This is a genomic window from Streptomyces qaidamensis (assembly GCF_001611795.1).
In the GTDB taxonomy this organism is placed as follows: Bacteria; Actinomycetota; Actinomycetes; order Streptomycetales; family Streptomycetaceae; genus Streptomyces; species Streptomyces qaidamensis.
Genome location: NZ_CP015098.1, coordinates 4,264,401 through 4,285,205, shown reverse-complemented (window position 1 = coordinate 4,285,205; position 20,805 = coordinate 4,264,401). Strand labels below are relative to the sequence as shown.

The 20,805-nt window shown below is 68.8% G+C and carries 19 protein-coding genes; 7 read left to right on the top strand and 12 right to left on the bottom strand.

From position 1 onward, the window contains the following. Nucleotide 1 precedes the first annotated feature (1 nt). The 8 genes from A4E84_RS18845 to A4E84_RS44585 all read right to left on the bottom strand — a co-directional run bounded on the left by A4E84_RS18845 (nucleotide 2) and on the right by A4E84_RS44585 (nucleotide 11,434). Nucleotides 2-1,558, bottom strand: a complete 1,557-nt coding sequence (locus A4E84_RS18845; RefSeq protein WP_062927711.1) for an SCO6880 family protein — start codon at nucleotides 1,556-1,558, stop codon at nucleotides 2-4. Then, complete coding sequence (locus tag A4E84_RS18840; RefSeq protein ID WP_062927710.1) at nucleotides 1,555-2,880, bottom strand: hypothetical protein; 1,326 nt, start codon at nucleotides 2,878-2,880, stop codon at nucleotides 1,555-1,557. The genes A4E84_RS18845 and A4E84_RS18840 overlap by 4 nt, the downstream gene beginning before the upstream one ends. After that, complete coding sequence (locus A4E84_RS18835; protein ID WP_062927709.1) at nucleotides 2,870-3,697, bottom strand: DUF8175 domain-containg protein; 828 nt, start codon at nucleotides 3,695-3,697, stop codon at nucleotides 2,870-2,872. Before A4E84_RS18835 ends, A4E84_RS18840 begins: the two co-directional genes overlap by 11 nt. Nucleotides 3,698-3,906: 209 nt before the next feature. Next, a complete protein-coding gene (locus tag A4E84_RS18830) occupies nucleotides 3,907-4,215 on the bottom strand; it encodes a hypothetical protein (protein WP_003991275.1) in 309 nt (102 codons plus the stop codon). 478 nt (nucleotides 4,216-4,693) lie between these two features. Next, nucleotides 4,694-5,986 (bottom strand): S53 family peptidase, encoded by a 1,293-nt coding sequence (locus tag A4E84_RS18825; protein ID WP_062927708.1) that lies wholly within the window; start codon nucleotides 5,984-5,986, stop codon nucleotides 4,694-4,696. Nucleotides 5,987-6,269: 283 nt separating this feature from the next. After that, nucleotides 6,270-6,815 carry a hypothetical protein gene (locus tag A4E84_RS18820; RefSeq protein ID WP_062927707.1) on the bottom strand — a complete coding sequence of 182 codons (546 nt, stop codon included), beginning with the start codon at nucleotides 6,813-6,815 and terminating at the stop codon, nucleotides 6,270-6,272. Nucleotides 6,816-6,828: 13 nt separating this feature from the next. Then, entirely contained in the window at nucleotides 6,829-10,848 is a 4,020-nt protein-coding gene (locus A4E84_RS18815) for a DUF6531 domain-containing protein (protein ID WP_237304954.1), read from the bottom strand. 109 nt (nucleotides 10,849-10,957) lie between these two features. Further along, entirely contained in the window at nucleotides 10,958-11,434 is a 477-nt protein-coding gene (locus A4E84_RS44585; RefSeq protein WP_237304953.1) for a WXG100 family type VII secretion target, read from the bottom strand. Nucleotides 11,435-11,638: 204 nt separating this feature from the next. On the opposite strand from A4E84_RS44585, the gene A4E84_RS18810 reads away from it, so the two are divergent. The 3 genes from A4E84_RS18810 (at nucleotide 11,639) to A4E84_RS18800 (ending at nucleotide 14,439) form a co-directional block, all read left to right on the top strand. Next, a complete protein-coding gene (locus A4E84_RS18810) occupies nucleotides 11,639-12,322 on the top strand; it encodes a trypsin-like serine peptidase (RefSeq protein ID WP_062931514.1) in 684 nt (227 codons plus the stop codon). A gap of 227 nt (nucleotides 12,323-12,549) precedes the next feature. Continuing rightward, the gene (locus A4E84_RS18805) at nucleotides 12,550-13,494 is read left to right on the top strand and encodes a bifunctional lytic transglycosylase/C40 family peptidase (RefSeq protein WP_418082261.1); all 945 of its coding nucleotides are present in this window, start codon (nucleotides 12,550-12,552) and stop codon (nucleotides 13,492-13,494) included. Nucleotides 13,495-13,740: 246 nt separating this feature from the next. After that, nucleotides 13,741-14,439, top strand: coding sequence for a phosphatase PAP2 family protein (locus tag A4E84_RS18800; RefSeq protein WP_062927705.1), 699 nt, complete (start codon nucleotides 13,741-13,743; stop codon nucleotides 14,437-14,439). Between the two features lie 14 nt (nucleotides 14,440-14,453). On the opposite strand, the gene A4E84_RS18795 is transcribed toward A4E84_RS18800, so the two are convergent. Then, complete coding sequence (locus A4E84_RS18795) at nucleotides 14,454-16,007, bottom strand: FAD-binding oxidoreductase (protein WP_062927704.1); 1,554 nt, start codon at nucleotides 16,005-16,007, stop codon at nucleotides 14,454-14,456. A 93-nt stretch (nucleotides 16,008-16,100) separates the two neighbouring features. Continuing rightward, the gene (locus tag A4E84_RS42940; RefSeq protein ID WP_159029593.1) at nucleotides 16,101-16,271 is read right to left on the bottom strand and encodes a hypothetical protein; all 171 of its coding nucleotides are present in this window, start codon (nucleotides 16,269-16,271) and stop codon (nucleotides 16,101-16,103) included. A gap of 138 nt (nucleotides 16,272-16,409) precedes the next feature. On the opposite strand from A4E84_RS42940, the gene A4E84_RS18790 reads away from it, so the two are divergent. Further along, entirely contained in the window at nucleotides 16,410-17,261 is an 852-nt protein-coding gene (locus tag A4E84_RS18790; protein ID WP_062927703.1) for an SCO4651 family lipoprotein, read from the top strand. A 91-nt stretch (nucleotides 17,262-17,352) separates the two neighbouring features. Further along, entirely contained in the window at nucleotides 17,353-17,520 is a 168-nt protein-coding gene (locus A4E84_RS43230) for a hypothetical protein (RefSeq protein WP_162494362.1), read from the top strand. Between the two features lie 21 nt (nucleotides 17,521-17,541). Here the strand turns inward: A4E84_RS43230 and A4E84_RS18785 are convergent, their stop codons facing one another. Then, the gene (locus A4E84_RS18785) at nucleotides 17,542-17,919 is read right to left on the bottom strand and encodes a metal-sensitive transcriptional regulator (RefSeq protein ID WP_062927702.1); all 378 of its coding nucleotides are present in this window, start codon (nucleotides 17,917-17,919) and stop codon (nucleotides 17,542-17,544) included. A 204-nt stretch (nucleotides 17,920-18,123) separates the two neighbouring features. Here A4E84_RS18785 and A4E84_RS18780 point away from each other — a divergent pair, with 204 nt between their 5' ends. Next, a complete protein-coding gene (locus A4E84_RS18780; RefSeq protein WP_062927701.1) occupies nucleotides 18,124-18,744 on the top strand; it encodes a DUF47 domain-containing protein in 621 nt (206 codons plus the stop codon). 7 nt (nucleotides 18,745-18,751) lie between these two features. Beyond that, complete coding sequence (locus A4E84_RS18775) at nucleotides 18,752-19,750, top strand: inorganic phosphate transporter (RefSeq protein WP_062927700.1); 999 nt, start codon at nucleotides 18,752-18,754, stop codon at nucleotides 19,748-19,750. Between the two features lie 243 nt (nucleotides 19,751-19,993). On the opposite strand, the gene pstB is transcribed toward A4E84_RS18775, so the two are convergent. Further along, complete coding sequence (gene pstB / locus A4E84_RS18770) at nucleotides 19,994-20,770, bottom strand: phosphate ABC transporter ATP-binding protein PstB (protein WP_062927699.1); 777 nt, start codon at nucleotides 20,768-20,770, stop codon at nucleotides 19,994-19,996. Nucleotides 20,771-20,805 lie beyond the last annotated feature (35 nt).

Here is a 20,805-nt window from a genome sequence, read left to right as displayed (position 1 = left end):
CCTACCTCCGAATGCCGGTGGCGAAGGGAAGGGTGTTCACGAAGGCGCGGTGGTGCTCGCGGTCGCACCATTCCAGCTTGAGGTACGACTTGCCCGCGGAGGCTCTTATCGTGCGCTTGTCGCGGGCGAGTGCGTCGGGGTTGCGGGAGGAGACGGTGATGTAGCCGACGAGGTTGACGCCGGCCGCGCCGCTGGCGAGGTCCTCGCCGCGCTGGTCGAGCCGGGAGTGGGCGGCGATGTCGCGCGGGTCGACCGTGCGGTTCATCTTGGCGGCGCGGGAGGCCTCGGCCTCGTCGTTGGTCTTCTCCGTCAGCATGCGCTCGATGGCGACCTCGGTGGGTTCGAGGTCCATGGTGACGGCGACCGTGCGGATCACGTCCGGGGTGTGGACGAGGAGCGGGGCGAGGAAGTTGACGCCGACGGGGGTCATCGGCCACTCCTTCACCCAGGCCGTGGCGTGGCACCAGGGAGCGCGGGTGGAGGACTCGCGGGTTTTGGCCTGGAGGTAGGTGGGCTCCATGGCGTCCAGTTCGGCCGGCCAGGCGTTGCGCTTGGTCATCGCCTGGATGTGGTCGATGGGGTGGTCCGGGTCGTACATGGAGTGGATCAGCGAGGCCAGCCGTCCCTGACCGAGCGGCTGCCGGACGCGGATGTCGGCCTCCTGGAGGCGCGAGCAGATGTCGGTGAGCTCGCGGGCCATGACGACGGCGAGGCCGGCGTCCCGGTCGACCTTGCCGCCGTGGGCGCGGGCGGCCCGGGCCATGGCGTTGGCCTCGGCGGCGAGGTCGCGCGTGTAGTGCATGCAGGCGACGAGGTAGGCGCGGTGCTGCTCGCTGCTGGTGGACACCATCGACTGGAGTTGGTCGTAGGACTCCTGGAGCCACGGCAGGGCCTTGCCGTCGCCGCGGACGGCGACGTCCTTGGCGTGGGCGTCCGGGTCGGCCGGGAGGGTGCGGGCCAGCATCTGCAGGCGGGTGACGAAGCCGTCGCCGTTGGCCACGTGCTTGAGCAGCGTGCCGAAGCGGTCGACGAGGGCTTCCTGGTCCTCGCTGTCGCGCAGGCCGACGCCGGGGCCCTCGATCTCGATGGCGGCGGTGACGGTCTTGCGGTCGGCGTGCAGGAGCACGGCGATCTCGTCGGGGCCGAAGGGGGCGGCCAGCCAGGTGATGCGGCCGATGCCCGGGGGCGGGCCGACCTCGATCTCCTTGCCGTCCAGCCGGGTGCCGGCCTCGATCGCGGTGGAACGGTAGGTGGTGCCTTGTTTGAGAGTCCGCTTGTAGCTGCGGTTGATCTCGAACCACTTGTAGAAGGTGCGGTGCTTGTAGGGCACGTACACCGCGGCCAGCGCCAGCATCGGGAACCCGGCGAGCAGCACGATGCGCAGGGACAGCACCGGGACGAGGAGCCCGCACATCATGCCGAGGAACGCGCCCACGACGATCAGGGCGATCTCGCCGGTCTCGCGGTTGCGGCCGATGATCGCGTTCGGCCGGGCGCGGCCGATCAGGTATGTCCGGCGGGGCGTGACCGGATGGGACACGTGGGACTCGGTCGTCAACGCCCTTCACCTCCCGTGCGGTTGGTACTGCTGTTGCGGGTGTTGCTGGCGTGCGGAGTGTTGACGGGGCTGCTCGAACGGGGGGCGGGTGCGGCGGAGGGGACAGATCCGCCGCCGCCGTTCGAGGTGCGCGCACTGTGCGCGGCGACTCCGCCGGAGGCGGGGTTGCTGGGGCGGGGTGCGGAGGACTGGCTGCCTCCGCCGTTGTGGTCGGCGCGGGAGCTGTGGGTCTTGATGCCCTGCGCGACGAGGGTGGCCGGGGAACTGATGACCGCGGCGGCCTTGCTCTCGGCGCCCTGCATGAGGCGGTTGTTGCGGGAGCCGGCGATCTCGTCGCCGAAGCCGGGCACGAAGCGGTAGATCATCGCGCTGGCGAAGATGGCGAGCAGGATGATGGCGAGGCCGGAGACGACGGCGGAGAAGGCGTTCGGGCCGTCGTCGGCGGAGAGTGCGCCGGCGAGGCCGAGGACGATGACGATGACCGGCTTGATGAGGATGACCGCGATCATGATGCCGGCCCAGCGGCGGACGTGTCCCCACAGGTTCTTGTCGACGAGGCCGGCGTAGACGACGGTGCCGAGGAGGGCGCCGACGTAGAGCAGGGCGGCCCGGATGACGAGCTCCAGCCAGAGGACGCCGGCGGCGAGGATGCTGACCAGGGAGACGACGATCAGCATGATCGGGCCGCCGCCGATGTCCTCGCCCTTCTTGAGGGCCTCGGAGAACGTGCCGAAGAACGCGTCGGTCTGGTCGCCGGTGGCTTTCGCGAGGACTTCGGTGATGCCGTCGGTGGCCGATACGACGGTGTAGAGGATCAGGGGGGTGAAGGCGGAGGCCAGCACCGTGAGCCACAGGAAGCCGATGGCTTCGGAGAGGGCGGTGGTCAGGGGGACGCCGCGGACGGCTCGCTTGGCGACGGCCAGGAGCCACAGCAGGAGCGTGAGGATCGTCGACGCGGCGAAGACGACGGCGTACTGCTGGAGGAACTTGGGGTTGGTGAAGTCGACGTTGGCGGTCTCCTTCACGGCCTCGCTGAGCTTGTCGACGGTCCATGAGGCGGCGTCGGCGCAGCCCTTGGCGAGGGAGGAGAGGGGGTCGAGGGTGGAGGTGGGGTCGAGCCGGGAGGTCCCGCTGCCGCTGCCGCTTCCGGTGTCGCCTTCGCAGATGTCTCTGGCCTCGCCCCTGAGCAGGTCACAGGCGTTGTTGCTGGGGGACGGGGAGGGGGGGGGGGCGGCGAAGGCGCGGGTGGCCAGCAGGACCGTGGCTGTCTGCACGGCTGCGACCGCGGCGCCGAGCTTGAGTACGTGATGCCTAACGGGCATAGGTGAACCCTCCGTACTCCTCGACAGCCTTGCTCATGTCCTCTGCGGTGGAGGCTCTTTGGTCGCGCCCGACCGGGACCGGGCCGTCCTTCTGGGTGAAGCCGGTGACCTTCCAGTCACCGTCGACCCACTTCAGCTGGTACGTCGTGGTGTACCAACTCTCGGTCACGGGGTTCTTGGAGCCCTCCCCCGACAGGCCGAAGAGGGAGGTGTACCAGAGTGCGACCGAGGCGGTGCTGTTGTTGTAGGAGGTGACCTTGGTGCCGACCGGAACGACGCGCGAGACGAAGGTCTGGCCGCTCGGTGCGGCTCCGTCCTTGGTCAGACCGATCTTCTCGAGGAAGCTCTCCCGGGAGTACACCTGGTCGAACTCCGGCAGTTGGGCGGCGGCGACGTCGGGTGCGTACACGGTGTTGACGATGGCGTGCCGCTTGTCGAGGTTGTACATGTCGGCCGACCCGAGGGCGATGCCGTAGTTGGTGGCCGCGGACTGGGCACCCTGCTCGGTGTGGGCGTAGCCCGTGGCGATGTCGCCGGTTTTGGACTTCACCGGTTGCTTTCCCGAGGGCGCCGTCGCCGACGTCCCCGGCTTGCCCGAGGAGCTGTCCGTCGACGAGGACGTGTCGCCGTCCCCGCGGTTCGCGAAGGCGATCGCTGCGATCAGGAGGACCACCACGCCGACCACCGTGACCAGGCTCCGGGAGGAGGAGCGGCGGCGGGGGTCGCCGAAGGCGTCGCCGGAGTCGGGCAGGCGGGTGCGGGTCTGGCCCGTGCCGCCGTAACCGCCGGAGGACTCGTGGTCGTCACCGAGACTCATGCCGCGTACGCCCCTTCGACGTCGTGCGGAAACACTTCGTACCGGTCGTACTTCTCATACTCCTCGTACGACGGTAGCCGTGCTGGTTCCCGCGCGGGCGCGGTGTGGTGACTCGACATCAGGGAAACGCAACCTCAGCCGGTGGGCACGACGGGCGGGTGGGATGGAGAGGGAGCCGGGCGTGCCCGGCCGGGCGGTCGGTGCCCGGGCTACACGGCCATGCCGTACACGATGGTGAACAGCGTGCCGAGTGAGCCGATGATGAAGACTCCCGTCAGACCCGCGATGATGAGGCCCTTGCCCTGCTCCGCGCTGAAGGTGTCCCGCAGGGCGGTCGCTCCGATGCGCTGCTTGGCGGCGCCCCAGATGGCGATGCCGAGGCAGAGCAGGATGGCCACCGCCATCACGACCTCGATCATCACCTTCGCCTCGTTGCCCAGGCTGCCGAAGGGGCCCCAGTCCGGAGCGATCCCGCCGATGATGGTGTTGATGTCTCCCTTGTCGGCCGCAAAGAGCATGTAAGTCACCGCCCCTGTTGGGTAGTTCCGCACCCTCTGCGGTCGTGCAGAGGTCAGGCCTCATTGTCGCCGACAATGATGCTGTCGGATGTCGACTTGGCGTCATTGATTGGCAGGTTTCGTACGAATACCTTGCCACCCTTCCGCTCCCGCCCCTAGGGGAGGTGACGGGTGGTGTGCGAAGGATCGTATGGTCACTCTGTGTATCACGGCAGGTCACGCCGGGCAATGAGGCCTGAGCGGAACCTGGTGTGCGGTTCCGTCGTTGTGCCCTCTTGCGGCCTTTCTCACCTTTGCGGGCTGTTTCTGACGGCTGATCGGGTGAGTGGTCGCGCCGGTGTTCCCGGGATGAAGGCTACCCGGCAAGGCGAAGGGGCCGCGGCTGGATTGCCGCGGCCCCTTCGCCGTCGGCCGACCCCGGGCTCCCACGGCCCTGGGTGGCGTTCCTCGGTGACGGTCTGTCACCGGCTGGGAGGCGTCAGCCGGTGAAGGCGCCGAGTCCCTCCGGGGTGCCCAGACCGGTCGGACCGTCGTAGCCCGTCCGGGCGGTGCAGAAGTAGCTGGTGGTGCAGCTGCCGTTGCTGCCGCTGGTCACGTCGTTCAGGGCGGAGGTGTTCGCGTAGGGGAACTCGGCCGGGTAGGAGCCGGTGGGCGGGGTGCCGGCGAGGGCGTAGACGCCCGCGATGATCGGGGCGGAGGCGCTGGTGCCGCCGTAGGTGACCCAGCCCAAGCCGTCGGCGCCGTAGGTGTCGTAGACGGAGACGCCGGTCGCCGGGTCGGCGACGGCCGAGACGTCGGCGATCATGCGCCGGGTGCAGCCGGTGTCGGTCTGCCAGGCGGGCTTGGTGTCGTAGGCGGAGCAACCGGAGCCGGTGCCCTCGGTGCTGCTGGTCCGCCAGACGCTCTCGGTCCAGCCGCGGGTGGCGGAGGAGGTGGTGAGGCTGGTGCCGCCGACGGCCGTCACGTACTTCGACGCCGCCGGGTACTCGGCGCCGTAGCCGGCGTCGCCCGCGCTGACGGTGATGGCGACGCCCGGGTGGTTGAAGTAGGCGGAGTCGTACGAGGCGTCGGAGGAGGACTCGCCGCCGCCGTAGCTGTTGGAGACGTACGTGGCGCCCAGGGCGACGGCCTCGTTGACGGCGGTGCCGAGGTTGGCCATGGACGCCGACTTCGCCTCGACGAGGGTGATGTGGCAGTTCGGGCAGACGGCGCTCGCCATGTCGAGGTCGAGGGAGATCTCGCCGGCCCAGCCGCTGTCGGCGGTGGGGAGGGCCGTGGTGGAACCGGTCTGGCTCACCTTCTTGAAGCAGCCGTTCGCCGTGGTGCAGGCGGGCAGGCCGTAGTGCGAGCGGTAGGCCGCGAGGTCGGACTCGGCCTTCGGGTCGTCGTAGGCGTCGACGATGGCGATGGTCCGGCCGGAGCCGTTGTTCGCGGCGGCGGAGGTCAGGCCGTAGGCGCTGCGGAGGTCGGTGGGGCCGTAGCCGGAGGGGGAGGTGGCTTCGGCGGTTCTCGTCGAGGTGCCGTGCTGCTTCTGGAAGGCGGTGACGCCCCCCGTGACGCGCAGGGCGTTGCAGGCCATCTCGCCCTGGTGGCGGGGCAGGGCGCAGGAACGGGTCCAGGTGACCTTGGAGGTGCTCGTGTCCGTGGCGGCCTGGGCGTGGGCGGCGGTGGCGAGGCCGGTGAGGAGGAGTGCGGCGGTGGCGGTGACGGCGGAGAGGGTGCGGCGCCATCTGCGGCGGGTGGAGGTGGTGTTGTGCGGTGTCGTGCGCAAGGTACAGCCTCCTGGCAGTGGTGGGCAGAGGCCTGCGGGTGGGGGAACCGCCGGTGCGTTTCCCGGCTGGGGCGGCGACCCGCGACGACGATCGCTTGTTGGGTACGTGACAACAAGACGGGTTTCGGGATTCTGACCTCCGCATTGCTGAAGGAGGCGTGGGGCTTACTGATCGCTGACGGGTCGATGGCCGGGGGATGGGAGCGGCTTGACCGAGGCGGCCACACCGAGGGTGCGGTGCCGGTGCCCACCCGCCCGGGTGGCCGACGGGGTCGGGCCGGCCTTATGCGTACGGATCGGCCGAGAACTCGGGCTGTCCGGTCGGGAAGTCACCGGGAAAGAACGGGACGCGCAGTGCACCGGTGAGCAGGTGGAGCACCGTGGCGGTCGAACTCGCCGGTGAGACGACCGCGCCGAGCTGACCGGCCTGGATGATCACCGTGGGCCAGTTCTCGGGGTCTCCCGTGGCGATCCAGGCCAGCATGTCGGCATTGTCGGTCACCCCCCATTGGACGAGCTGATCTGGAGTGCAGTGAAACTCATCGAAAACTTGACTCAGCCGGGGCAGCGCCCTGTCGCGGAAAATGGATCGCAGTCGGCGAGTGCTTTCGGTGATGTCGAGGTTGCTGTTCGGTGCGCCGTCCGCGAAGAGCCACAGGAACTCATCGAAACAGCCAACGCCGTACGTGCGCATCAACTCGCGATGGCCGGGCGGAACAACCTGGGTGGACTGCGTCGATTCCCCGCTCTCCGGGCAGGCGGGGTGGGGTGGCGGGGGGCACACCGTGGCCAGGCGACGCAAATCCCTCAAGGTATTCTCCACCGTCATCGATGTTCCTCTCTCATAGGTTGGGAAGCCTCCTGCTGAATGACCATCCGAAGTCGTCGACAGCTTCGATGAGGACGTGGCTGGGGACGTTCCCCCCGTTGGCATACTCAGGGGTGACGCTCATGGTCACGGTATTTCTCGACGATCTCACATGCTCTGCGATGATGTCTTCGGCTGTTGAAATGGGTCCGTTGTTCTGGGCGGATCCTTGCGTGACGATATTTCTCATGTCTCGCCCGTCGCCCCCGAATTGCTGGCCGATCAAATGCCCCCGAGAGTGACCGGCCGGGCCACCCAGGAAACCTGGGGGAGCGTATCGGGCGCCGCGTCCCGGCGGGCTGCCGATGAGATTGTTCGCAGCATCGTCAAGCGTTTGAGGTGTCACTACAGCGTAGGCGGGACCGCGTTGACCATTGGGGGCGATCTCGCTGTAGTAGGGGCTCAGTCCGAGGAGGTCGACCCCGGTGTGGGGGTTGGGCACATAAGTGACTGGGTTGGGTGCTGGAGCGAGCCCGAGAGGGTCAGGGGTGAGATATCGAGCCGTTTCGGGATCGTAGTGACGGAAGTAGTTGTAGTGCAGGCCGGTCTCGGGGTCGAAGTACTGACCGGGAAAGCGCAGCGGCGTGTAAGCGGTGGCATCGGAGTTCCACGCTGTGACACCCCAGAGCGTTGCACGTGTGTGCCAGGCGACGTTTCCGGCCTCGTCGACCAGCTCTGTAGGCGTGCCGACGAGGTCCGTGACGATGGAGAAGAACCGGCTGTCGATTTCCTCCTGGGATGCGTCGGCCAGGACCAGGCGCTCTGTCTGTGCGACGGGATGGAGACCGTCGTGGTCCCATGTCGTGCAAACCGGGTGTGGGAGGGACGGTCCTGTCGTGGTCTGTTCGCGCAGGATGACGCCGTCCCAGGTGAACTCGGTCTGCTCCACCACAGCTTGGCCGTCGGCGGACAAGCGCCGCTTGGCGATGCGTCGTCCGAGCGGATCGTAGAGGTAGCGCCAGCAGGTCCCGTCCGGTGTCCTGACGGACGTGAGCCGGTTCTCCGCGTCCCAGGTGTACCGCCAGGACTCCGGCTTGCGGGACAGATGCTTCTTCTGCCGCATGACGACTCGTCCCAAGGCGTCGTACTCGTATCGAGTGTCACCGGCGCGGGTGACCTTGGTTCCGGTGTATGCACGTGGACCGGTTGCCGGCCCGCCGGGATGCCCGGTGGGCCAGGACGCGGACGTCAGGTTGCCCGCCTCGTCGTAGGCGTAGCGTTCGGACCAGTCCGAGGCACGGACCGCCGTGACGCGATGCGCCGCGTCCAACTCGAACCGGCGGCTTCCGGAATGGGAGTCCTCGATACCGACGAGGTTGCCGTCCTCGGCGTATGCATAGGCGCGGGCGATCGGTTTGCCGTCGTCGTGGGACAGCTCCTGTGCGGTGAGCCGACCGAGGCCGTCGTACACCTGCGAGAGAACTGACCGTTCGCCGATGCACCGGCTGGTTTCCAGGCCCGACCAGTCATGCCGAAAACGCAGCACGCGGCCCGACGCCTGGAGCTCTGAGCGGTTTCCCGTCTCGTCGTAAGTCCAGCGGCTGGAGGCCCCGGACGGCGTCATGCGCTGGGTGACCCGTCCTAGCTGGTCGTATGCATACGTGAGGCGTTTGCCGTTCACCGTCTCACACGTGACGCGTCCGCTGGAGTCACGGAGCAGGGTGAGCTCTGCGTCGGGGCCCGTCGCTGTCACCAACTGCCGGTTCCGGTCGTAGGTGAACCGCGTGATGTGTTCATCGCTGGTCTTCGCGACGAGGTCGCCGATGACGTCATACGTGTAGTGGACGGTATGACCGAGCACGTCGGTGCGTGAGGTGAGGCGTCCGGCGCCGTCATACGCGTACCGGAGCGTGCGACCGTCGAAGTCGGTCTCAGCGAGGAGGCGCCCGGCCGCGTCGTGCTCATAGGTCCAGGTGAGCCCTTGAGGATTGACGACCTCGGCGAGACGCAGGTTGTGATCGTGAATGAACTCGTAGCGCACTCCATCGGGGCCGGTACGCGCCGAGGGAAGGTCGAAGTGGGTGTACTCGAACCGCGTTGTCGCACCGGCAGGAGTGGTGTGACTGACGCAGTTGCCCTCGCCGTCGTACAACCACCTTTCGACGGCGCCGTCGGAGGTCGTCCTGCTGGTCAGGAGGCCCTCGACGGTCCAGGTAAGGCGAGTGATCCCGCCCAGCGGATCGACATACTCGGTGATCCTGCCGAAAGCGTCGCGTACCCATGTGGTGGTGTTCCCGAGGGGGTCGGTCATGGCAACGGGGAGACCGGCCGCGTCACACCGCACGGCCCTGGCATTGCCCAGGGCATCGACGACCCTCGTGACGCGTCCCGCCTCGTCGTAGGTGAATCGCGTGGTCGCGCCGGCCGGATCCGTCATGTCCGTACAGTTGCCGCGTTCGTCGTGGCTGCGGCGCCAGCCGAGGCCGTCGGGTCGGCCGATGACCGTGAGCTGCCCGTGGACGCCGTACTCGAAGCGGAAGGCCGCTCCGTCCGGCCGGGTCACTTCGGTGGGCCGGCCGAGCTCATCGCGGATGAGTGCCGTGGTGTGACCGAGCTGATCTGTCCGGGACACCACGTGATGATCGTCGTCGAAGGTCGTCCGTACCGCGCCCCCCAGCGGGTCGATCTCGGCGACGACCTGGCTGTTGTCGTTGACGACGAATGTGGTCGTGGCGCCTTCGACACTGGTGAGCGTGGTGATGCGGCAGTCCGGCCAGGCGGGGTCGGTGCCGTCGTAGTCGAGGACGACGGTGATGTGGCCCGCCTCGCCGCCCTCGGCGACGCACCGGTCGCGGCTGTCGTAACGATAGGTGTAGCTGCGGTCGTTCGTATCCGTCCAGGACGTGACGCGCAGTCGCTCGTCGTAGGTGAACCGCAAAGGCTGCCCGGAGGAGTTGACGGTCTCTGTGAGGTTGCCGTCGGTGTAGCCATAGCGCTTGAGGACGACGTCGGGACCGTCCGCAACTGCGTCGGCGAGGTAGAGGGCGGTGACGCGGCCTTCGTCGGTGGTGAGTTTGAGGTGGTAGCCGCCGGAGTGGCGAATGGAGACCGGGGCACCCAGCTCGTCGTATTCGAAAGTGATCGCGTGCTGATTGCGGTCGGTGATACCGGCGAGGAGGGCGATGCCGTCCGTGGTGGGGCGGCTGAAGTGACGTGTCCGGCCGGTGATCGGGTCATCGATCCGAAAGCCACCGTCTTGCAGGCAGGCCAGTGGCCAGTGTGGTCCGGCGTCGGGCAGTACCGGCGTCTGCTGGTCGGACGGGAGTGGATAGGAGAGGAGCAGACCGTCCTCGGTGACGAAGACGAGGCGATCTTCGTCAACCTCCAGCCGCTGGTCGATCGTCGAGGCCCAGGTAGGCCCGAACCACCAGCCACAGCGGTAATCGGAGGCCGTGCGGCGGGTGAAGGACAGGGGGAGGTTCCCGGGGAGTTCCACATCGAGCTGGGGCAGATACATGGCGCCGGTGGCCATGTCGACGGGGTCGCTGCCCGTGGACCGGACGACGTTCTTGACACGGTTGTAGGCGCCCTTGGCCCCGTCCGCGATCATGCCCGTGGCGCTCTTGCCCAGACCTCGCAGGCTCAGGGCCGCGCCCTTGAGCCCCATCGCGCCCAGACCCTTCATGCCCTTGGCGAGGCCGCCGAGGGTGGTCAGGCCTTTCATGCCGGGTATGCAGTCCAGTGCCGCGAACCCTACGTCCCATAGAGACGCCTGGCCTTTGGAGTATTTGTAGAGCGTGTCGGCGAGCACGACCGCGGCGGCGATCAGCACGATCGCGCCCAGGATCGGACCGCCGATGATCATCGCGACGATACCGACGACCGCCACGACGACCTTGCAGACCGCGACGATGGTGTCCCAGTTGTCGGTGAACCAGTCGCCGACCTCTTCCCACCACGACCGGTTCTGGATCCCGGCATCGGAAGCCTCGTCGATCTTCGACTTCGCCTCCCGCGCCGCCTCGTCACGCATCGAGCGGGCGTCCGCGGCCATCTTCTTCGCGGCGGCGAGGGCGTCCTGCGCGTCGGAGACGTCCGACTGGGCCTTGGACTGGGCCGACTTGGCGTGCTGGACGTCCCGGGTCGCAGCCCGCACCTTGGCCTCATCGGGCTTGTCGGCGCCTTTGCTGCCGGTCGGGTCGTCCTTGTACTTGTCCGCCTCCTTGCCGGCCCGTGTCACCCACGAGTCCGCTGAGGTGAGACGGGACTGGGCGGAGGAGAGGCTGTCGCGGGCCTCCCGGCCCTTGCGCAGGGCCTTGTCCGCCAGGGACTGCGGCACGCTCCAGCTTCGGCCAGAAGTCGGCCAGCGCGTCGCCGCACATCTCATAGGACTTCTTCAGCTTCTTGAGGTTCTTCGGCACATCCGCGAAGTCCTCCTTGAAGACGTCGGCGGACTTGCCCGCCCACTCCAGGAGCGTGCCCTCGCCCGCCATGCCCTTGACCAGACGCAGCGCGTCGGAGACGTCGTCGGCGAAGTCGTGCAGATGCTTCGCGAGTGTGCGCACCCGCTGCGGATCACCAGGCGTCGGGTCTTTGTCCAGGTCCAGGACATGCCAGTCCGTCGGTCGATGACCCACCATGCTGCAACCCCCGTCACACGCGCACCCATGTCAACAACCGACCGTATGCGCTGGTGAACTTCTGAAGTGTGGCACTTTCGGGAAAATCTGATCTACCTGGTGTGCCCGCATCCCTGCGGGCTCGTCGTCGGGGCGTGTCTGACGTTCCTCTCACCTTCGTCCGGCACAGTCGCCCCGGTGAAGCGCGTCCTGGCCGTCGTCGTGATGCTCCTCGCCCTCCTCGCCGTGTCCGTCGCTACCGCCGACGACGGGGGCGGGCCCCTCGGGGTCACCGTCACCGCGCGCGACGCCCGGGTCGGGGTGCTCGTGCCCGCCGCGGGGGGACGGCACTTCTGTACGGCGTCCGTGGTGGACGCCCCGCACCGGAATCTGATCGTCACCGCGGCGCACTGCCTGGGCGGCGCCGGAGGGCTGGTCTTCGTGCCGGGCTACCGGGACGGACGTGCGCCCTACGGGGAGTGGAAGGTGCGGCGGCGGTTCCTGGCCCGCGGGTGGGCCGAGGAGCGGGACGAGGACAGTGACGTGGGATTCGCCGCGGTCGCGCCCCGGGGCGGGGAGGAGGTCCAGGACGCCGTCGGCGGGAACCGGTTCGTCACCGGCACGGCGACCGGCGCCACCGCGGTAACCGTCACCGGGTATCCCAACGCGCGGGAGACGGCCGTCAGCTGCACCGCCGAGCCGCACGCGTTCGGCCGCACCCAGCAGCGCATCGCGTGCCCCGGGTTCAGCGGCGGCACCAGCGGCAGCCCTTGGGTGAACGGGGACGGGCAGGTCGTCGGCGTCCTCGGCGGGCACGACCAGGGCGGGACGGCCCCGGGCGTCTCCTACAGCGTGGTGCCCGGCGCGGAGGCGCAGCGGCTGTACGAGCAGGCGGCGGGGGATTCGTGACGGGCCGTAAACCCGTGCGCCGGGCCGGATCCGCCGTGCTCTCGCCGTGCCGCCCGTGCTGTGGCCCGTTCCTCCGTCCGCCCCGACTCTCCTCCCCGTGATCATTCCCGGGCGTGCCGGCCGCCTCTACACTGACCAACGGACTCCTGGGCGGTGAGGGGCGGTTGACGGTGCGTAAGGCATGGATCGTGGCGAGTGTCGCCATCAGCTCCGCCCTGGCCTTCGTGATGCTGCTCGTGGTCGGGGTCTACCTCGTCGCAGGGAACCTGGTCAACGGCGTGAGTGGCGGAGCGAAATCCCTGGCCAAGGGGTCGGTGCCGGCCGCGTACGCGGCCCTGGTGCAGAAGTGGGGCAACCTCTGCCCCGCCATCAGCCCGGCCCTGCTCGCCGCGCAGCTCTACCAGGAGAGCGGCTTCAACCCCAGGGCCCAGAGCCACGCCGCCGCGCAGGGCATAGCGCAGTTCATCCCCGGCACGTGGGCCAGCCACGGCATCGACGGCGACGGCGACGGCGACCGTGACGTGTGGGACCCGAAGGACGCGATCCCCTCCGCCGCCTCCTACGACTGCGAACTCGCGTCGTACGTGAAGAAGGTTGGCGGGAATCCGACCGAAAACATGCTGGCCGCCTACAACGCGGGGGCGTACGCGGTGATCAAGTACGGGGGCGTGCCGCCGTACAGCGAGACCCGGAACTACGTGAAGCGGATCACGGCGCTCTCGGAGAGCTTCGCGGCGCCGGTCGGGCGGGTCGACCCCTCCGAGCAGGCCGCCGGCGCGATCGAGTACGCGCAGAAGAAGCTCGGCACGCTCTACCTCTGGGGCGGCACCGGTACCGCTGAGCAGGGCGGACGTTTCGACTGCTCGGGACTGACCCAGGCCGCCTATGCGAGCGTGGGCATCAAGCTGCCGCGCGTCGCCAACGACCAGTACAACGCCGGTCCGCATCCCTCGCGGGACGAACTGCTCCCCGGCGACCTCGTGTTCTTCTCGGACGACCTCACCAATTCCCGTGCCATCCGGCATGTCGGCATTTATGTCGGAGGTGGGTACATGATCGACGCGCCCCGGACCGGTGCCGTCATCCGGTTCGACCCGATCGACACCCCCGACTACTTCGGGGCCACCCGCGTCACCGAAGATGGCGCGAAAGCACTGCCCACGACGGTGTGAACCGTGCGTGAACCCACCCCCTGAGCTGCGAAGACGTATCTCTCTTCGATAACGTCTGCGTGATCATTCGGTGGAGTGTGGAACGTATCAACGGGGACCATGCGTTCCTGGTGACGTAGCCGAGCAGACGTTCATTCGGCACGCGTCACGCACGCGTGCGGCGGAAGCGGATCTACAACCACGGGGGTGGCAGGAGCGGCGCACGCACAGGTGCGCCGGGAGAGACGACGAAGGGGCCGCAGCGCCATGGCTGGACTCGCCGATTCCGGGTCGAACCCCGACGTCGACCTGCTGTACGACATCAATGGCCTGGCCAAGGATGCGCCGGCCTGGTTCGACCGCGTCATGGAGTACGTCGGTGAGTACGGGCTGCTGCTCGCCATCGTCCTGCTCGTGGTGTGGTGCTGGTGGACCGTGCGGCGGCGGGGCGACGAGGACGCGGCCTCCACCGTGGCGGCACTGGTCTGGGCGCCGCTGGCCGCAGGGGTCGCCGTGCTGGTGAACGTGCCCATACGGGGGTTCGTGGAACGGCCCCGGCCGTTCCTGGACCACCAGGGGCTCGACGTGCTCGTCCAGGGCAAGACCGACTACTCGTTCGTCAGCGACCACGCGACGATCGTCATGGCACTGGCGGTCGGCCTGTTCGTCGCCAACCGGAAGTTCGGGCTCATCGGGCTCGTGCTGGCGTTGTTCGGCGGGTTCATCCGCGTCTACATGGGCGTGCACTATCCGACGGACGTCGTGGGCGGGTTCGCGCTGGGGACGGCCGTGGCGCTGCTGCTGTCGCCGCTCGCCATGGCCCTGCTGACGCCTGTGATGAAGGCCGTCGAGCGCTCGCCCCGGGTGGGGTGGCTGGTGCGCAGCAGAGGGCGGGCGTCAGGAGAGGACACGGTGATCCCCGAGGCGCGCAGTGAGCGGGCCTCGGAGCGGGACCTCGCCGCGTAAGGGCCTCAGGTCCCTTACAGCGCCTGGGGATACGTGAAGAAGCGGTCGGGGTCGTACTGCTTCTTCAGCTTCGCAAGGCGCGTTGCCGCATCCCCGTAGTACGCCTTGCGCCAGTCGGTCAGGGTCGGGTCCGTGTAGTTCTGGTACGCCGCCCCCGAGGCGTACGGGCGCATCGACTTGTGGGCGGAGGCCAGCCAGTCGCGGGCCGTCGCACCGCTCGTGCCGGCCCGCCACGCGGCGATGTACTGGGCCAGCATGCGGGAGCGGCGGTGGACGAACGCCGTGGACGTGGGGGAGACGCGGTTGACCGCTCCGCCGAGGGCGGTCAGCGCGATGCTGCCCGTGCCGCCGCGCACCGACCCGATCTGCGAGAGCAGCGTGCGGATGCCGGCCGTGGACAGGGAGCGGTCGAAGAAGTCCGACGCCGCCGCGTACGTCTCGCGGCCCAGCGCGCCCTTCGGGGAACGCCCCGGGGTCGAGCCGGGCAGATGACACTGCGCGTCCGTCGGGAACGAGGAGCAGCCCGCGTACACCTCCATCGACTCCTCGTACGAGCGGCGCTTGAGGGAGACGCTGCGGGCCGGGGCGCCGACGCGGTCGGCCAGGCGGTCGACGGCGTTCTTCAGCTCGCCGTGGGTGCCGAGGGAGAACGCCGCGACCGAGACGGTCGGCGTGCCGCCCGCGGCGTTCGCCAGGTGCAGGGACGACCAGATCTCGTCGGGTTGTGAGGGGCCCCACTCCTGCCAGGCCTTCACCACCGCGGCCGCCTTGGACCAGGGCCAGGACAGATACGCCGAGACGCCCTGCGGGGCCGGGTGGGTCTTGAAGTGCAGCTCCGTGACCACGCCGAAGTTGCCGTTGCCGGCGCCGCGCAGGGCCCAGAAGAGGTCCTTGTTCTCACGGGCGTCGGCGGTGAGCTGCTTGCCGTCGGCGGTGATCAGGGTGGCCCGGGTGAGGCTGTCGCAGGTCAGGCCGTAGGCGCGGGAGACCACGCCGTGGCCGCCGCCGAGAGTGAGGCCCGAGACACCGACGGTCGGGCACGAGCCGGCGGGGATCGTGACGCCCTTGGCGGCCAGGGCCCGGTAGACGTCGATGAGTTTGGCGCCGGCGCCGACCACCGCGCTCGTGCCGGAGGCCCGGACGCGGCTGAGTTTCGAGACGTCGATGATCAGACGGCCGTCGCCGGAGGACCAGCCGGCGTAGGAGTGGCCGCCGTTACGGATCGCCACCCGCAGGGCGTGGGTGCGGGCGTAGGCCAGGGTCGTGCGGACGTCCTCCGCGTGGGACACGTACGCGACCGCGGCGGGCTTCAGGCTGTCGAAGCGGGTGTTGTAGAGCTGCCGGGCCGCGGCCCAGTCGGCGTCGCCCGCGCGGACCAGGGGGCCGTCGAGGTCGCGGGCCAGGGCGGACCAGTCGGCGGCGGTGGCTCTCGACGTGGTCGTGGTGCGCGAGGCGGGGGAGGCCGTGGCCCCGGAGCGGTCGCCCGACGGGGTGCATGCGGTGGTGAAGGGGGTCCCGGCCGCGGCGATCACCGCCGTGCCGGCTGTGAGGATCGTGCGCCGTTCCATGGGGCCTCCCGGTGGTTCCGTCCTGGGAGACGGGGTGCTGGGGGTGAGGGTTCCATGGTCCGGCCCCGGCCGGGGCATCGTCCGCCACGGGTCTCAACGCATCGCGTGCTGCTCCGCGTCCGTGCGGGCCTGGCTCCTGGCTCTTCGTGCCGGGCCGCGCCAGCCGCAGATGCAGTGGGCCATGCAGAACCGGCCCTTCTCCATGGTCGTCGTGCGGTGTTCGGGGACGTTGGGGGGAGACTCCGGCCCGTCCTGCTGCGCCACGCCGCCAACGTTACCCACCCCCGGGTGAAGAGTTCGTACGGCGGTCCGCACGGGCTCGCGTGACGGGGGAACATACCCGTCGTTAACCGGAACAACAGGGGGCCCGTGACGGACGTACCGGCTGGGGGTAGGCAGGCGATGACTGGGCGGCAGCGCGAACGGCGGCGCGGGCGGGTGGGCGCGGCGGTCGTCGCGGCCGCGGTCCTGGCCGGGGCGGGGCTCGGGACCGCGGGGTGCTCCGGGGGCGACGCGGCCGCCGGGGACTCCCGTGGCGAGGACGCGGTCGTGGTGCTGCGGCAGGCCGCCGGCCGGCTGGTGGACGCGGGGAGTTCCAAGGCCCGTACGTCGATGGAGATGGCCGCCGGCGGGACCCGGGTGACCATCCGGGGTGCCGGGGTGTACGACTACCGGAAGCGGATGGGGCAGCTGAAGGTGCTGCTGCCGCAGGATCCCGCTGGAGTCGCGAAGCGCCGGCCGATCACCGAACTGCTCGCCCCGGGTGCGCTGTTCATGAAGAACCGGGGGGCCGGTGTGCCCCCGGACAAGTGGGTGCGGGTGGACACGCGGACCCTGTCCGACGGAAACCTCGTCACCGGCGGCGCCACCGACCCGTTCACGGCGGCCGAGGTGCTGCTCGGGACGCGGACGGCGGCGTACGTGGGCAGGACGGAGGTCGCGGGCACCGGAGTGCGGCACTACCGGGGGACGGCGGATCTCGGTGACGCGGCCCGGCGCGCCTCGGACGGGAACAAGGACTCCCTGAAGGCGGCGGCCGGCGGGTTCGCCACCGCCGCGGTGCCGTTCGACGCCTACCTCGACGACGAGGGACGCATCCGCAAGATCAGGCACCGCTTCAGCTTCCTGAACGGGCAGCAGAAGAGCCCGGTGGCCGTCGCCTCGACCACGCTGCTCTACGATTTCGGGGCTCCGGCGCGCGTACGGTTGCCCGCGGCCGACGACATCTACGCGGGCAAGATCGCCGAGGAGTGACCGGCGTGAACTAGCCCGTCCGTGCCATGCGCGGTGTGTAGACCGCTCCCTACTCTAGGAAGCCGGTGACGGCAGAGACGAGGTGATGCACGTGGCTCCGGTCGGCGGTACGGCAGTTCAGGACCACGTGGCCCTCGCCGAGATCGAGCTGTGCGGAGAGCTGATCATCGCGGCCTCGGCCGCCCAGGAGCGGCTCAGCCTGGAAAGCATCGACGAGGTGCTGAAGGTCGCCGAGGAGCGGGACTCCTCCGGGCGCTGATGCACAGGCCGCCGGCCCGCTTCACGTCCGCAGCATGCGGGCGATCGCCTGGGTCGCCTCCTTCACCTTCGCGTCGATCTCGTCACCGCCCTTGAGGGCCGCGTCGGCGACGCAGTGCCGCAGGTGCTCCTCCAGGAGCTGGAGGGCGAAGGACTGCAGGGCCTTGGTGGAAGCGGAGACCTGCGTGAGTATGTCGATGCAGTAGACGTCCTCGTCGACCATGCGCTGCAGGCCGCGGATCTGGCCCTCGATGCGGCGCAGGCGCTTGAGGTGTTCGTCCTTCTGCTTGTGGTACCCGTGCACGCCGTGGTCGTGATCGGCCGCCACGCCCGCCCCGGCGGTGTCGGCGGTGCCGGGGGTGACATGTGCGACATCTGTCGTGTCGGTCACGTCCGTCATCGCTTCCTCCTGGTGGGCAGTGGGTGAACTGATACCCCTGGTGGGTATATGGTACCGAACTTTGCCGGGTATACGGCCCTGGGAACCGCCCCCGTGCTCATCACCGTGCCCGATGGGCGACACTGGTGGGCGGCCCGATAGCCGTGGCCGGATGATGCGCCTAGCATCAGCCTGACCGAAACCGAAGCACCCCGAGGACCCCACGTGCGCTTTCGTCTGACCCCCAGGGAGACGAGCTTCTACGACATGTTCGCCGCCTCCGCGGACAACATCGTCACGGGCTCGAAGCTCCTGATGGAACTGCTCGGGGCGGACGCATCCGCCCGGGCCGAGATCGCAGAGCGTATGCGGGCAGCGGAACACGCAGGTGACGACGCAACGCACGCGATCTTCCACCAGCTGAACTCCTCCTTCATCACGCCGTTCGACCGCGAGGACATCTACTCCCTCGCCTCGTCCCTCGACGACATCATGGACTTCATGGAGGAGGCCGTCGACCTGGTCGTCCTCTACAACGTCGAGGAACTGCCCAAGGGCGTCGACCAGCAGATCGAGGTGCTGGCGCGCGCGGCCGAGCTGACGGCCGAGGCGATGCCGCACCTGCGGACGATGGAGAACCTCACCGAGTACTGGATCGAGGTCAACCGGCTGGAGAACCAGGCCGACCAGATCCACCGCAAGCTGCTCGCGCACCTCTTCAACGGCAAGTACGACGCCATGGACGTCCTCAAGCTGAAGCAGATCGTGGACGTGCTGGAGGAAGCGGCGGACGCGTTCGAGCACGTGGCGAACACGGTGGAGACCATCGCCGTCAAGGAGTCCTGAGCCCTTCATGGACACCTTTGCTCTGGTCGTGACCATCGCGGTCGCGCTCTTCTTCACGTACACCAACGGTTTTCACGACTCGGCGAACGCGATCGCCACGTCCGTCTCGACGCGGGCGCTGACCCCGAAGGCCGCGCTGGCCATGGCGGCGGTGATGAACCTCGCCGGTGCCTTCATGGGCTCCGGGGTGGCCAAGACCGTCAGTGAGGGCCTGATCCAGACGCCGACCGGGTCGAAGGGGATGGGGATCCTCTTCGCCGCGCTGGTGGGCGCGATCGTCTGGAACCTCATCACCTGGTACTTCGGGCTGCCGTCCTCCTCCTCGCACGCGCTGTTCGGCGGCATGGTCGGGGCGGCGCTGGCCGGTGGGACGACGGTCTACTGGCACGGGGTGCTGGAGAAGGTCGTCATCCCGATGTTCGTGTCCCCGGTGGTCGGCATGCTGGCCGGCTATCTCGTGATGACCGCGATCCTGTGGATGTTCAGGAAGGCCAACCCGCACAAGGCCAAGAGGGGTTTCCGGATAGCGCAGACCGTCTCGGCGGCCGGCATGGCGCTGGGGCACGGTCTGCAGGACGCGCAGAAGACCATGGGCATCGTCGTGATGGCGCTCGTCATCGCCGATGTCGAGGACTACGGCGATCCGATCCCGGTGTGGGTCAAGGTCGCCTGTGCGGTGATGCTGTCGCTCGGGACGTACGCCGGTGGGTGGCGGATCATGCGGACGCTGGGGCGGAAGATCATCGAGCTGGATCCGCCGCAGGGCTTCGCGGCGGAGACGACGGGTGCGTCGATCATGTTCACCACGGCGTTCCTGTTCAAGGCGCCGATCTCCACGACCCATGTGATCACCTCGGCGATCATGGGTGTGGGTGCGACGAAGCGCGTGAACGCCGTGCGGTGGGGTGTCGCCAAGAACATCATCCTGGGGTGGTTCATCACGATGCCGGCTGCGGCGCTGGTGGCTGCGGCGTCGTTCGGGATCGTGAACCTGGCGTTTCTGTAGCTCAGCGGGGTCTGTGCTGAGGCCGGGTTGGTCCGCAGCCCGGCCGAGCGGGGCGCCGTTGCGCCCGCCCTCCCCCCCCCCAGCTCTCGGCTCCGCTCAAGCAGGGGGACCCATCGCCCCCAGCGGCACGCATGCCCGCAGCCGGGGCTGCGAAAAGGCCCGCCCCTGGGAGAGGGGCGGGCCCTTTTTCGGCCTCGCGGTGGCACCGCCATGCAGCACCGCGAGGAGTCGGCGGGGTCCGGCTCAGCCGAATCGGCCGGAGATGTAGTCCTCCGTGGCCTGGACCGACGGGTTCGAGAAGATCCGCTCCGTGTCGTCGATCTCTATGAGCTTGCCGGGCTGGCCGACCGCCGCGAGGTTGAAGAACGCCGTGCGGTCGGAGACGCGGGCCGCCTGCTGCATGTTGTGCGTCACGATGACGATCGTGAAGCGCTCCTTGAGCTCGCCGATCAGGTCCTCGATCGCGAGTGTGGAGATCGGGTCGAGCGCCGAGCAGGGCTCGTCCATGAGCAGGACGTTCGGCTCGACCGCGATCGCCCGCGCGATGCACAGACGCTGCTGCTGGCCACCGGAGAGGCCCGAGCCGGGCTTGTTCAGACGGTCCTTGACCTCGTTCCAGAGGTTCGCGCCCTTGAGGGAGCGCTCGACGACGTCCGCCAGCTCACTCTTCTTGTAGTTGCCGTTCAGCCGCAGGCCCGCCGCCACGTTGTCGAAGATCGACATGGTCGGGAACGGGTTCGGCCGCTGGAACACCATGCCGACCTCGCGGCGGACCGACACCGGATCGATGCCCGTGCCGTAGAGGTCCTCGTCGTCGAGGAGCACCTTGCCCTCGACCCGGCCGCCCGAGGTCACCTCGTGCATCCGGTTCAGCGTGCGCAGGAACGTGGACTTGCCGCAGCCGGACGGGCCGATGAACGCCGTCACCGAGCGCGGCTCGACGGTCATCGAGATGTCCTCGATCGCCTTGTGTGAGCCGTAGTAGGCGGTCAGTCCGCTTACGTCGATTCGCTTGGCCATTACTACTTCACTTCCAAAGTCTGAGGGTCGCTGTG

Excerpts from the sequence above, each read along its gene's own strand:
- A4E84_RS18840 (WP_062927710.1), bottom strand. The coding sequence starts at position 2,880 with ATGCCCGTTAGGCATCACGTACTCAAGCTCGGCGCCGCGGTCGCAGCC.
- A4E84_RS18835 (WP_062927709.1), bottom strand. The coding sequence starts at position 3,697 with ATGAGTCTCGGTGACGACCACGAGTCCTCCGGCGGTTACGGCGGCACG.
- A4E84_RS18830 (WP_003991275.1), bottom strand. The coding sequence starts at position 4,215 with ATGCTCTTTGCGGCCGACAAGGGAGACATCAACACCATCATCGGCGGG.
- A4E84_RS18820 (WP_062927707.1), bottom strand. The coding sequence starts at position 6,815 with ATGACGGTGGAGAATACCTTGAGGGATTTGCGTCGCCTGGCCACGGTG.
- A4E84_RS18815 (WP_237304954.1), bottom strand. The coding sequence starts at position 10,848 with ATGGCCGCGGACGCCCGCTCGATGCGTGACGAGGCGGCGCGGGAGGCG.
- A4E84_RS44585 (WP_237304953.1), bottom strand. The coding sequence starts at position 11,434 with ATGGTGGGTCATCGACCGACGGACTGGCATGTCCTGGACCTGGACAAA.
- A4E84_RS18810 (WP_062931514.1), top strand. The coding sequence starts at position 11,639 with ATGCTCCTCGCCCTCCTCGCCGTGTCCGTCGCTACCGCCGACGACGGG.
- A4E84_RS18805 (WP_418082261.1), top strand. The coding sequence starts at position 12,550 with ATGCTGCTCGTGGTCGGGGTCTACCTCGTCGCAGGGAACCTGGTCAAC.
- A4E84_RS18800 (WP_062927705.1), top strand. The coding sequence starts at position 13,741 with ATGGCTGGACTCGCCGATTCCGGGTCGAACCCCGACGTCGACCTGCTG.
- A4E84_RS18795 (WP_062927704.1), bottom strand. The coding sequence starts at position 16,007 with ATGGAACGGCGCACGATCCTCACAGCCGGCACGGCGGTGATCGCCGCG.
- A4E84_RS18790 (WP_062927703.1), top strand. The coding sequence starts at position 16,410 with ATGACTGGGCGGCAGCGCGAACGGCGGCGCGGGCGGGTGGGCGCGGCG.
- A4E84_RS18785 (WP_062927702.1), bottom strand. The coding sequence starts at position 17,919 with ATGACGGACGTGACCGACACGACAGATGTCGCACATGTCACCCCCGGC.
- A4E84_RS18775 (WP_062927700.1), top strand. The coding sequence starts at position 18,752 with ATGGACACCTTTGCTCTGGTCGTGACCATCGCGGTCGCGCTCTTCTTC.
- pstB (WP_062927699.1), bottom strand. The coding sequence starts at position 20,770 with ATGGCCAAGCGAATCGACGTAAGCGGACTGACCGCCTACTACGGCTCA.